This is a genomic window from Brevibacterium sp. p3-SID960, assembly GCF_025144725.1.
Lineage (GTDB): Bacteria > Actinomycetota > Actinomycetes > Actinomycetales > Brevibacteriaceae > Brevibacterium.
The window spans coordinates 24,611-36,471 of record NZ_JALXKS010000035.1 but is presented as its reverse complement, the minus strand read 5'-3'; the positions used below and the strand labels follow the sequence as shown (position 1 = coordinate 36,471).

10 protein-coding genes are annotated in these 11,861 nt (G+C 68.4%); 5 read left to right on the top strand and 5 right to left on the bottom strand.

The genetic code is table 11. The annotated features are described in order from the left end of the window. Window positions 1–71 precede the first annotated feature (71 nt). Window positions 72–1,487: a site-specific DNA-methyltransferase gene (locus M3B11_RS10620; protein WP_259877425.1), complete on the top strand. Its 1,416-nt coding sequence runs from the start codon at window positions 72–74 to the stop codon at window positions 1,485–1,487. On the opposite strand, the gene M3B11_RS10615 is transcribed toward M3B11_RS10620, so the two are convergent. Both M3B11_RS10615 and M3B11_RS10610 read right to left on the bottom strand, forming a co-directional pair. Continuing rightward, complete coding sequence (locus M3B11_RS10615) at window positions 1,414–2,127, bottom strand: response regulator transcription factor (protein ID WP_259877424.1); 714 nt, start codon at window positions 2,125–2,127, stop codon at window positions 1,414–1,416. The genes M3B11_RS10620 and M3B11_RS10615 overlap by 74 nt on opposite strands. Window positions 2,128–2,200: 73 nt before the next feature. Further along, window positions 2,201–3,652, bottom strand: coding sequence for a sensor histidine kinase (locus tag M3B11_RS10610; RefSeq protein ID WP_259877423.1), 1,452 nt, complete (start codon window positions 3,650–3,652; stop codon window positions 2,201–2,203). 316 nt (window positions 3,653–3,968) lie between these two features. Between M3B11_RS10610 and M3B11_RS10605 the strand changes: the two genes are divergently transcribed. Continuing rightward, window positions 3,969–4,760: a DUF4352 domain-containing protein gene (locus M3B11_RS10605; protein ID WP_259877422.1), complete on the top strand. Its 792-nt coding sequence runs from the start codon at window positions 3,969–3,971 to the stop codon at window positions 4,758–4,760. Between the two features lie 72 nt (window positions 4,761–4,832). Here the strand turns inward: M3B11_RS10605 and M3B11_RS10600 are convergent, their stop codons facing one another. Together M3B11_RS10600 and M3B11_RS10595 are read right to left on the bottom strand one after the other, a co-directional pair. After that, the gene (locus M3B11_RS10600) at window positions 4,833–5,564 is read right to left on the bottom strand and encodes a TrkA family potassium uptake protein (RefSeq protein WP_259877421.1); all 732 of its coding nucleotides are present in this window, start codon (window positions 5,562–5,564) and stop codon (window positions 4,833–4,835) included. A 40-nt stretch (window positions 5,565–5,604) separates the two neighbouring features. Next, window positions 5,605–6,924, bottom strand: a complete 1,320-nt coding sequence (locus M3B11_RS10595) for a TrkH family potassium uptake protein (protein WP_259877420.1) — start codon at window positions 6,922–6,924, stop codon at window positions 5,605–5,607. Between the two features lie 150 nt (window positions 6,925–7,074). Between M3B11_RS10595 and M3B11_RS10590 the strand changes: the two genes are divergently transcribed. Then, entirely contained in the window at window positions 7,075–8,547 is a 1,473-nt protein-coding gene (locus M3B11_RS10590; protein ID WP_259877419.1) for an APC family permease, read from the top strand. Window positions 8,548–8,615: 68 nt separating this feature from the next. Here the strand turns inward: M3B11_RS10590 and M3B11_RS10585 are convergent, their stop codons facing one another. Further along, window positions 8,616–10,046 carry an amidase gene (locus M3B11_RS10585; protein WP_259877418.1) on the bottom strand — a complete coding sequence of 477 codons (1,431 nt, stop codon included), beginning with the start codon at window positions 10,044–10,046 and terminating at the stop codon, window positions 8,616–8,618. 88 nt (window positions 10,047–10,134) lie between these two features. On the opposite strand from M3B11_RS10585, the gene M3B11_RS10580 reads away from it, so the two are divergent. Next, window positions 10,135–10,875: an HAD domain-containing protein gene (locus tag M3B11_RS10580; RefSeq protein ID WP_259877417.1), complete on the top strand. Its 741-nt coding sequence runs from the start codon at window positions 10,135–10,137 to the stop codon at window positions 10,873–10,875. Between the two features lies 1 nt (window position 10,876). Continuing rightward, on the top strand, window positions 10,877–11,692 hold the full coding sequence (locus M3B11_RS10575) for a glutamate racemase (protein ID WP_259877416.1): 816 nt from the start codon (window positions 10,877–10,879) through the stop codon (window positions 11,690–11,692). The last annotated feature ends 169 nt before the right edge of the window (window positions 11,693–11,861 follow it).

Below are 11,861 nucleotides of genomic sequence, written 5' to 3'. Positions count from 1 at the left end.
CACCACACCCCGCCAGTCAGATGCACCCCGCCGTGAGTCCGAGCAGTGCACGTCGCCGTATCATGAACCAGATGACTGACGAGGAGCTGACAGCGATCGGCCGCCCGCAGCTGCTGTGGCCGCTGCGTGTGCAGGCCGCAGCCGAGGTGCACTCCCCGGCCGGCGCCCGGCTCACCGGCTGGCAGGTTCCCGACTCCTCGGAGACGGCCACGGAACCCGAGGTGGAGACCGGGGTGGGTGCGGATGCGAACCTGCTCGTCGAAGGCGACAATCTGCCGGCCCTCAAGCTGCTGCAGCCCGCGCTTGCCGGGCGGGTCAAGGTCGTCTACATCGACCCGCCGTACAACACCGGCAGCAGCCTGAGCTACGCCGATCGTGTACGCGCGGATGCCGCTGTCACCAGCAGGGATGCGTGGCTGGCGATGATGTATCCCAGGCTCGTCCATGCCCGTGCCCTCATGCGCGTCGACGGGGTCATCTTCGTTTCGATCGACGACCGGGAATCGGCAGCTGTGCAGTTGCTGTGCCATGAAATTTTCGGCGAGGAGAACTTCCTCGGCACGTTCGTCCACCAGCGTGCCAAGGGCGGTGGGAACGCGAAGTTCTTCGTCCGCGGCCACGACTACATCCACGTCTGGGCCAAGGACGCCGCGCAGGCCAGCGGCTTCACCACCGAGAAGCGACCGCCAGCCAAGTACGAGCGCATCGATGGACAGCTCATGCTCATCGAAGACGATGTGCTCAGAGTCAGCTTCGGCAAGTACACGCGCGGAACCGAGCGGCGGCTGATGTATGAGGACATCGTCGCGGTGCGCGGACAGGCGAAGAAGGACGAGGTCGATGCCGGGATCGCTGCCGGGCGCTACCAGCTGCGGCCATGGGGCGAAGGCAAGCACGCGGTGGCGCGGCTGACCCCGGCGCATCTGGCGAGTTCGAAGATGTACTCGATCATCCGCGCGCTCGGCGAGACCGGCCGGCAGGACCTCATCGACCTCGGTCTCGGCGGGATCTTCGCTTACCCCAAACCCGTCGAGCTGCTCACCGCTCTCATCGCCTCCCAGACGATGTTCGACCCCGAGGCGATCGTGCTCGACTTCTTCGCTGGCTCCGGCACGACCGCGCAGGCCGTCATCGAGCTCAACAGACGTGACGGCGGCTCGCGCCGATTCGTGCTCATCCAGCAGCCCGAGCCCATCCGGGCCGCCGGCGGCGCCCGGGTGGGCGCACACGCCGATGCCGAGGCGGTCGCGCAGTTCCCTACGATCAGCGCATTCATGGCCGAGCGGGTGAAGCGGGCCGGCGGAGACTTCATCGCGCTGACCGTGACGGCTGGCGAGGCTGAGGGCCGCGCTGAGAGTGAGGCTGACGCTGCCGGAGACGCGGTGGCCGGCTGCGACCTGGATGCTGCGAGCCTCAGGGCTGCCGGCGAGGCGCAGTGCGCAGCCGCGGCGGGGCAGCCCCGGACATCCGCGCCCGCTCAACCATGACGGCGATGTGGACGCGGTTGCTCGTGTCGAGCTTGGCGTTGATCCGGTTGAGGTGGGTTTTGACCGTCGCCGGGCTCATGAAGGTGGCCTCAGCGATCTCCTGATTCGACAGCCCTTCGGCCACCCGCGCGGCGATCTCCAGCTCCCGGTCAGTCAGTTCGGCCAGCAGCTCGACGGCGGCGCGCTGCAGCTGCTGATCGCGGTTCGCCACGACGGTGCTGAGCACCTGGCGCAGCGAATGCGGTGAGAGGATCGGCTCGCCCCGATGGACGGTGCGGATCGCCTCGGCGAGGTCGGCCGGGCCGATGTCCTTGAGCAGATAGCCAGCGGCTCCTGCCTCGAGCGCGCGAAAGAGATAGTCGTCGCTGTCGAAACTCGTCAGTGCCACAACACTGGGCGGGCGGGCTCCGTTGACAACGCGCTCGATCGCCTCGATGCCGCCGATGCCCGGCATCCGGATGTCCATGAGCACCACATCGGGAAAGTGCAGAGCGACCTGTTCGAGAGACTCCTCGCCACTGAGCGCCGAGCCGACGACATCAATGCCGGCAGCGGCGGCCAGGATGCCTTTGATGCCGGTGACGACCATCGGATCATCGTCGACCACGACGACGCGAATCTGGGCATCGGTGTCGGTCATGACTGCAACATTACCGGAGGACCCAGCCCACTCCGGAGCACCACGGGAGGTGCGAGCACTGGATGGAGACAGGTCAGGGGCCCGAAGGGTCGGCCGGGGCGAGCGGAGGTGCCGGCCGGTTGAACGGCGGGAAGACGACATCGACGACGAACTCGCCGCCGTGCACCCCGAGCTGGGCGTGCCCGCCGAACGCGGCCGCACGCTCGCGGATCGTCTCCAGCCCCGCACCGGAACCGGTGTGCGAGAGATCCGAGGTGCCTGCCGCCTCGGCCGCGGGAACCGGATTCGACACCCGGATCCGCACCCCGGCAGCCGCCGAGGCGGTCACACTCAGCTCGACCGGCGCACCGGGCGCGTGCTTCATCGCGTTCGTCAGCGCCTCCTGCACGATCCGATAGGCGGCGCGGTCGACGGGAGTCGGGGCGCTGTCGAGGTCTTCGATGATGATCGTCTGCCGGATGACGGTGCCGGTCGCCTGCACGGAGGCGATGAGCTGAGGCAGGGACCGCATCGAGGCGAGGTTGGGCGGGGTCGAGGCGTGGCGCCGGGCCTGCACGCCGGCAAGCGTCCCAGCCCGCACCCCGCCGACGAGGTGGCGCAGCTCCTCAAGTGAGGCGTGCGCCTCCCGGCGCAGCGCTGAGGCGGTGGAGGTGACATCGGCTGCGGAGTCTGAGCCGACTTCCAATGCGCCGCTGTGCAGCGAGATGATCGACAGCCGGTGGGAGAGCGTGTCGTGGAGTTCGCGAGCGAGCAGTTCGCGTTCGGACTGCCGGGCGAGTTCGGCTGTCAGTGCCGCATTGAGCTCGACTTCATGGGAGGCGAAGGCCTCGACGGCCTGCATCCGGCGGGTGCGGCGCAGCAGCAGACCGAATCCCAGGCTGAGCCCGAACGCCACCACCGCAACGGCGATCGTCAGCCCGTTGACGGCAGTGGCGGACTCCGGGGGCGGCGCGGCGGTGGCGAGCCCGGTGGGCTGGATGCCGGGGTCGATGAACAGGATGGAATACGGGTTGAGCTCAGTGCGGGTCAGGCACAGCCGGAGCGTGGAGATCGTCGTGAGCAGACCGCCTGCGATGGCGGCGATGAGAGCCTGCCGACGGGGGCTGCGGATGAGCAGGTGGAACATGCCGACGAGCATGAGCAGGCAATCGCCCCAGCCGGCGGCGAGCATCGCACCGACGATGAACGGCGCCCACGGCCACCGATGCCGGACGAAGACGGTTGCCCACAGCGGCACGAGGACGAGCACGGTCATCACGCCGAGGTCGCCGAGCTGCCCGCCATCGAAGGCCCAGGGCGCAGCGATGAGCGCCATCATCGAGATGATGAGGCCGATGAGGTAGGTGACGATGCCGACGAGGATGCTCGTGGCGATGCGCAGCCAACGCGGAAACCGGCTGCCCGGCAGCTGCCGGTCCGCCGTCCGGGCCGGAGGTGCTGGCGCGGCAGCCGGGCCCGAGGCGGTGGCTGCGTGCGGTGCGCTGCCCGCGTGCCCACCGCTGCCCTGCGCAGGCGATCCTGGCACGCCAGCAGGCGCCTCCGGACCGTGAGCTGGAGGCGCATACCGCGGGGCTGCTGGCCAGCGGCTTGGCGGCTGGGGTGGATGACCTGACACAACTGCATCGTATCTGCTGGCACAGACCTGCCAGTCGGCCAACCGGCTCATGCTGTGTCCACCGGTGAGCTCGCGCAATCGAGCCGATCGGCGGACGCGCAGCACCCGGCGCTCGATGAGGCTGGAGAGGTCAGAATCATCACCCCGGCAGCTGAACTCCAGCTGCCACCAGCGCCCGCAGCGCGGCCACTCGGCGGCACCGGGCTCGACTCGATCAAGGAGCGTCATGTCCAACCCCTACGACCCCGCACAGCCGCAGCCGGATTCCCAGCCGGGCCAGCCGGGCCCACAGCACCCTCAGCACGCGCAGACCGGACCGTATGGTCAGCAGGGCCCGTACGGGCAGGTCGGTGGGCAGACCGCGCCCGTGGGCACCCAGCAGCAGTGGGGCGCGCAGCCGCCGGTGAAGCAGAAGAAGCCGCTGTTCAAGCGCTGGTGGTTCTGGCTCATCATCGGCATCGTCCTCATCGCGATCATCAGCTCGATCGCCGGCGGCGATGACACCTCCGGTGACACCGGCGGGACAGCCGACGAGCAGGGCGCTGCGGAGGAAGCCGACACCTCGGCCGAGGAATCCGGAGCCGGTGAGGCCGACGCTGCCGACGAGGAGCCGGCGGCAGCGACGCACGGCATCGGCGACACCGTTGAAACCGACGGCTGGGAGATCACCGTCAGCAGCGTCGAGGACGGCATCTCGACAGTCGGTGACGAGTTCCTCAACGCGCAGGCGCAGGGACAGTTCGTCACCGTGAAGATGTCGGTGAAGAACACCTCCAGCTCACCGGAGTACTTCTTCGAGGACAGCATCAAGCTCGCAGACGACGCCGGCAACACCTACTCCTCGGATTCCGAGGCCGGGATCTACGCCGGGGAGGATTCGCTGCTGCTAGAGGAGATCAACCCGGGCAACACCGCCTCGGGCACGATCGTCTTCGACGTCCCCGCCGATGTGACGCCCGATCGGCTGATCTTCGAAGGCGGCTTCTTCTCCACCCCCGTCGAGGTCGCGCTGTCCTGAGCACTCGTTCGCCGAGTCCACCTGCGCTGAGCCCGCCGCCGAGGTCGCGGCGGGCTCAGCTGCACCGCAGGCTCAGACGTGTTTGTCCAGGGCGCTGAAGCGCTCGACGGCATCGGGGGCACCGGCGATGATGATCTCATCATCAGCCTCCAGCACCGTCCCACCGTCCGTGTTCGCCCACCCGGCACCGGGATGCTTGACGGCGATGACGGTGACCCCATGCGTCCCGCGCAGCCCGAGCGCGCTCAGCGGCTGGCCGAGCACCCGCACCGGCGGCTGGGTGCGCACGATCGCATAGTCACTGTCGATCCGCAGGAAATCGGACATGTGCCCGCGGATGAGGTGCGCCAGCCGTCGGCCCATATCGTCTTCTGGGTTGACGATCTGCTTGACGCCCAGCTGCGCGAGGATCTCCGCATGCGCTTCGGTGATGGCCTTAGCCCAGATCCGCCGATGACCGCTGCGCATGATCCGCGAAGTCGTCAGGATGCTCGCTGCCAGGTCCGTGCCGATGGCGACGACGACCCTGCTGGCCTCAGCGACGCCGAGTTCGGCCAGCGCGGCGTCCTGGGTGGCATCAGCACAGGTGATGAACGGCAGCTCATCGCGCAGCGCTTCGACGACGGCTTCGGACCGGTCGATGCCGACGACATCGACGCCGAGCGAGGTGAGCTCACGGGCCAGCGAGGCGCCGAAGCGGCCGAGCCCGATGACGACGACAGCACCGTGCTCGGCCATCGGCGTCGGGTCGCCGGTGAAGAACGTGCGGGCCTTCGAACGCCACGGGACGTGGGTGTCATTCATGGGCGGATCCTTTCAGGAGGTGGTCGGCAGGCGGGGAGGCTCAGCCGATGAGCGGGCGTTCCTTGGGCAGTTCGTGGTGCTCGCGGTGCTGTCGCAGCGCCAGCGCCGAGGCGAGCATGACCGGGCCGATGCGGCCGGTGGCCATGACCAAGATGATGATGCACTGCGCAGCCGGCGGCAGGTCGCCAGTGATCCCGGTCGAGAGTCCGACAGTCGCAAACGCGGAAACGACTTCGAAGAGCACCTGATCGAACCCGAGGTGCGGGTCGATGAGCATGATCGCCATCGTCGCCGAGACGATGAGGGTCAGCGCCAGCACGATGACCGTCGTCGCCTGACGATGGACGAACCGCGAGACCCGCCGGCCGAAGAGGACGACGGTGCGCCGGCCGGAGATCTCCGCCCACGTCATCGCCGCAAGCACCGCGACGGTGGTGAGCTTGACACCGCCAGCAGTGCCGGCCGGGCCGCCACCGATGAACATGAGGATGTCCAGGCCGAACCACGACACCGGGTGCATCTCGGCGATGTCGATCGAGTTGAACCCGGCGGTCCGCGCGATCGTCGACTGGAAGAACGCCGCCAGCAGCTTCTGCCAGCCGTTGAGGTGACCCATCGTCGCCTCGTTCGACCATTCCTGGGCGAGCAGGAAGAGGGTGCCTGCGACGAGCATGATCGGGGTGAGGCACACGACGATGCGGGTCGTCATCGACCAGCGCATCGGGAACCGGTAGCGGTAGGCGAGTTCGGTGAGCACCGGGAAGCCCATCCCGCCGATGATGACGGCCAGGCAGATCGGCAGGCTGATGAAGGGGTCCCCGACATAGGGCATGATCGAGTCGGCCCGCAGCGCGAACCCGGCGTTGTTGAACGCCGAGATCGCATGGAAGATGCCGTGGTAGATCCCCTCACCGGGAGTGTCGGCATACCGGGTGGCGAACCGGATGCTGAGCAGGCAGGCAACCACCGCCTCGGTCACGGCCGAGAACGCGAGAATCCGCAGCACCATCGGCCGCAGCCCGCCGAAGTCCTCAGTCTTCGTCTCGGCAGCGACCGTTTGACGCAGCTGCAGACCAGTGCGGCGGGCGACGAGCATCGCCAGCAGCATCGTGAAGACCATGACGCCGAGCCCGCCGATCTGGATGAGCGCGAGGATGACGACCTGGCCGAAGAGAGTGAAGTCCCCGCCGGTGTCGAGGACGACGAGCCCGGTGACGGAGAATGCCGAGGTGGTGGTGAACAGCGCGTCGATGACGCCGATGCCGCCCGGGGCCGTGGTGGCTGCAGGCAACATCAGCAAGGCCGTGCCGATAGTGATGACCACGGCGAAGCCGACGATGATCCGTGCCGGAGGGGACACTACCGTCCAGACCGGAGTAGGTGATGGGTTATCGTTTCTCTCAGCACAGCGTAATCCTAATCACAGACTGGCCGCTGCGCTCAGCAGCACGGTGATTTTTCTCGGCCACGTGAAGCCTCGGCCGATGAGAGCGACAAGGAAGTTGGATTCATGACCCACGAACAATCTGCACCCGAGGATCGGGGCCACGGATTCGTCAAGGCGCTCGGCACGGTCGACGTCCTCTTCATCGGCTTCGGCGCGATGATCGGCTTCGGCTGGATCGTGCTGACCGGCGGCTGGCTCGATGACGCCGGAACGCTCGGTGCACTGTTCGCCTTCGCCGCCGGCGGTGTCATCATGGGCTTCGTCGGCGTCGTGTACTCCGAACTCGTCGCCGCGATGCCGCACGCCGGCGGAGAGCACAACTACCTCATGCGCGGCATGGGCCCGCGCCTGGCGATGCTCGGCTCCTGGGGCATCACCGGCGGATACATCGGCGTCGTCATGTTCGAGGCCGTCGCCGTGCCGCGCACCATGACCTACCTGGTGCCCAACATCGAGCACATCCACCTGTGGACGGTCGCCGGCTTCGACGTCCACCTGACCTGGGCGCTCATCGGCTCGATCACCGCGGTGCTGCTCACCTGGCTCAACATCCGCGGCATCAAGATGACCTCGCTGGTGCAGACCTTCGTCGTGTCCTTCCTGCTGCTCGTGGCCCTCGTGCTCATCGCCGGCGCGTTCGTCGGCGGCGACACCGCCAATACCCAACCGCTCTTCCACGGCGGCGTCGGCGGGTTCATGCTCGTGCTGGCCGTCGTGCCGTTCCTGTTCGTCGGCTTCGACGTCATCCCGCAGTCGGCTGAGGAGATCCGCATCCCGCCGCGCAAGATCGCCCGCCTCGTCGTCTTCTCCGTCGTCATGGCCGTCATCTTCTACCTCGTCGTCATCTTCACGACCTCACTCGCCCTGCCGGCCGATCAGCTCGTCGGCCTCGATCTCGCCACCGCCGATGCGGTCGCGGCGATGTTCGGCTCGGACCTCATGGGCAAGATCGTCATCGCCGGCGGTCTGGCCGGCATCATCACCTCGTGGATCGCCTTCCTCATCGGCTCCTCCCGCCTCATGTGGGCGATGGCCCGTTCGGGCATGATCCCGCAGTGGTTCGCCGTCCTCCACCCGAAGTACGGCACCCCGGTCAACGCGCTGCTGTTCATCGGCGTGCTCTCCGCTGCCGCCCCGTTCCTCGGCACCGCGATGCTCGGCTGGGCCGTCGACGCCGGCTCGCCGATGATCGTGCTGACCTACTGCATGGTCTCGATCACCTTCCTCATCCTGCGTCGCCGCGAACCGGACATGGAACGTCCGATGCGCATCGGCGGCGCCGGAAACGGCGGCATGGCCATCGGCGTCGTCGCCGTCGTGCTCACCGCGGTGCTGTTCGTCATGTACATCCCGAAGCTCACCCCGCTCTCGGTCACCCTCGACTGGCAGTCCTACCTCATGTTCGGCATGTGGATGCTCGCTGGCCTCATCCTCATGCTCCGCGTGCCCGGCGGCATCCACGCAGGCCCCGATGCTGAAGACCGACTGCTGGAGAAGATCCGGGCCCGTCGCGGCACCGACAGTCCCGCCTGGTGAACCGGGCCCGAGGCGGTGGCCGGATCGCACTCGTGAGCGCGGCTGCGACGACATGGTCGTCACCGGTGTCACCGCGGTGACACCTCCGGAGTGAGGGCCGGCAGCCGGGTTTCGAGTGCGGCGGCGATCCGGAAGACGGTGGCATCGTCATAGGCACGGCCGACGACCTGCGCGCTCGCCGGCACGCCATCGGCGGCGAGCCCGGTCGGCATCGCCATGACCGGCAGCCGGTTGGCGATGTTGAACGGCACCGTCATATGCCGCTGCCAGTAGAACTCGCATCCGTCGAGGCCGTCGAGGTAGAAGTCGTCGACAGCCAGACTCGCCACCCCCGAGGTGGGGGTCAGGAACGCGTCGACGTCGGAGAGCGCAGCAGCGATCTGGGTCTGGATGCGGTTCTCAATCACGAGGGAGTCGACGACGGAGAACCGGCTGGCCCAGCGCTGGGTGAGTTCGAGGAAGTGCTGCGTATAGGGTTCGAGCAGCTCGGTGCGGCTGCCGGTCATGCGGCGGATGTTGCCCGCCAGGAAGTGCCCGTAGTGAGCCATCGAGGCGTCGGTGATGTCTGCGAGGCTGAGACTGAGGTCGATATCGGCGACCTGCGCACCCGCGGCAGTCAGCGCATCGGCGGCACGCTGCAGGCCGGCGGCGACATTCGGGTCGACGTCGTAGCAGCCGAGATCCGGGCTGATGCCGATCCGCAAACCGGTGAGGTCGCCTGAGAGGAGGCCGTCCGGGCCCGGATAGGGCTGCGGCGTCGGAACGGTGCCGTGGTCGGTGGGGTCGAGCCCGCAGATGATGCCGGTGGCCAGGGCGGTGTCGGCGACGGTGCGGGCGAGGATGTGATCACCGCGGTACCAGTCCTGGTTGAGCGGTGGGGCGGCCGGGGTGCGGCCGAAAGGGGTCTTGAAGCCGGGCAGGCCGCAGAATGCCGCTGGAATGCGGGTCGAGCCGGCGATGTCGCTGGCGGTGGCCAGCGGGGCGTAGCCGAGCGCGACCGCTGCACCGGAGCCGCCGGAGGATCCGCCGGGGGTGCGCTCGGGATTGAAGGGGTTGCGGGTGATGCCCCACTCGCGGGTCTGCGTGAAGGTCGCACATGACATCTCGGGCGTGGTCGTGCGGGCGAACGGAATCGCCCCAGCCGCCCGCAGCCGGGCGACGATCGGATGGTCGGCGGCAGCGACCCGACCGGCGAGCGCCTGCGACCCGCGGGTCGCCGAGCAGCCGGCGACATCGTGCTGCTCCTTGACGAGCAGCGGGATCCCCAGCAGCGGCGGCAGGCCGCGCCCGCCAGCGCGATAGGCCTCGGTTGCGGCGGCTGCGGCCTCGCGGGCGGGTTCGGCCATGATGTCCATGACGGCGTTGAAGGTGTCGTCTAGGGCCTCGATGCGCCGGATGCACGCCTCCAGGTACGTCGTGGGGGTGAGGTCTTGGGTGCGGAAGGCGGCCACCGCCTCGGCGATGGTGAGTGTGTGCAGGCCAGCGTCGTGAATCGTCATACCCGAATGATGGCACAGTCGGCCTCTGCCCCAGGGGCTTCGCTCGCAGCCGCGCCCGGACTAGGCTATAGATGAGGAGGGAAATGGCGTGACGATCGCAGACCTGCGAGACACCGGCGCTTCAGCGCGCCGTGCCGCCCGTCATGTCACCCTGTTCCTCGACGTCGACGGAGTGCTGAATTCCTACCCCGTCACCGGACTGCGGTTCCTGCGCGAACGCCGCCGGAAGGTCCGCGCCTGGCATTACGAACTGCATTTCCGGCCGCGGGTCGTGCGCTTCCTCGACCGGCTCACCCGCCGCCGGCTCGTCGACATCGTGTGGCTGTCGACGTGGTCGCAGCGCTGCCGCACCGAAATCGAGCCGAAGCTCGGATTCCGCTCCAGCTTCGAGGTCATTCCGATGCCCGATGACACCTACAACCGGTTCGCCAACGACCCGCACGAATGGTGGAAAGCCCGCGCCGTCGAGGAGTGGTTCGCCGCGAACGAGGAGGGCCGCGCGATCTGGATCGACGACGACCTCACCGCCCCTGAGACCCGCGCGCACTTCGAGCAGAAGTACGGTTCACGGCTGCTCATGATCGCCCCCGAGTTCTCCCAGGGGCTGGGCGAAGACCACTTCTCCCTCATCCGCGACTTCACCTACCGCCGCGCGGTACCGGCACCTGCGCGCCGCACACTCCTGACCTCAGAGCCGACCGGCGAGCTTGCGGCCGTCCGGGTGCCGGCACCCGGCCTGACGAGCACCGACAGCCTCGCCGGCGACAATGCCGCGGTCGCCAACGACTTCCCCGCCGGCATCGGCACGACCTACCACGGAAAGGCCTGACATGACGCCCAGTCCCGGAACGCGCACCCGCCCGGTCATCGGGATCATCGACTCCGGGCTCGGGCTCGTCAGCTACGCCGACGCACTCCACCACCAGTACCCGGCCGCCGACTTCGTGCTCGCAATGGACCCGGACTGGATGCCCTACGGGGCACTCGACCCCGAGGTGGTGGCTGAGCGCGCACTGCAGTCGGCCAATGCGCTCAGCCCCTGGCAGCCCGATGCGATCGTCGTCGCCTGCAACACCGCCTCCGTCCACGCCCTGGAGCGGTTGCGCGAAGTCTACGAGCCCGGCACCCCGATCATCGGCACTGTGCCGGCGATCAAGTCCGCCGCGGCCACCGGAGAGGCCTTCGCCGTCTGGGCGACACGAGCGACCACCCGCTCGGCCTATCAGGAGGGGCTCATCGCCGAGTTCGCCTCCGGCGTCGCCGTCCACCAGGTGCCCTGCTACGGCTTAGCCGACGCGATCGACGCCGCCGATGAGGCCCGCATCGACGAGGCGATCGCCGCCGCGGTCACCGCCACTCCCCCGACCGCCTCGGGGATCGTGCTCGGCTGCACGCACTTCGGGCTCGTCGCCGACCGGATCCTGCAGCAACGGCCGGGCACCAGCGCCCTGTTCGACTCCCCGCACGCCGTCTCCCGCCAGACCCTCAATCGCCTCGGACTCGCCCCGGTGACCGACGCCTCGGCGCCGGGAGCCACCGAGACCGGGCGGGTGCTGGCAACCTACATGTCCGGCCGGCGCGCCGGGCTGCCCGACACCTTGGACGCCTACCCGGCGGGAGTGCGGCTGCGCGCCATCGAGAACTGAGCCACTGCGCACAGTCAGTCGGGCCGGCGGCGCAGGTGAGAACCGTCACCGGATTGAAACCGAACGCTGTTGACCGGCGTCAGAGAAGCTGGATAACGTCGGAACCACTGCTCCAGCGCATGCGCCGACGACATTCCCACACCGCAGTGGCAGTCGAGCGGCGATTGCG

Excerpts from the sequence above, each read along its gene's own strand:
- M3B11_RS10620 (WP_259877425.1), top strand. The coding sequence starts at position 72 with ATGACTGACGAGGAGCTGACAGCGATCGGCCGCCCGCAGCTGCTGTGG.
- M3B11_RS10615 (WP_259877424.1), bottom strand. The coding sequence starts at position 2,127 with ATGACCGACACCGATGCCCAGATTCGCGTCGTCGTGGTCGACGATGAT.
- M3B11_RS10605 (WP_259877422.1), top strand. The coding sequence starts at position 3,969 with ATGTCCAACCCCTACGACCCCGCACAGCCGCAGCCGGATTCCCAGCCG.
- M3B11_RS10600 (WP_259877421.1), bottom strand. The coding sequence starts at position 5,564 with ATGAATGACACCCACGTCCCGTGGCGTTCGAAGGCCCGCACGTTCTTC.
- M3B11_RS10590 (WP_259877419.1), top strand. The coding sequence starts at position 7,075 with ATGACCCACGAACAATCTGCACCCGAGGATCGGGGCCACGGATTCGTC.
- M3B11_RS10585 (WP_259877418.1), bottom strand. The coding sequence starts at position 10,046 with ATGACGATTCACGACGCTGGCCTGCACACACTCACCATCGCCGAGGCG.
- M3B11_RS10575 (WP_259877416.1), top strand. The coding sequence starts at position 10,877 with ATGACGCCCAGTCCCGGAACGCGCACCCGCCCGGTCATCGGGATCATC.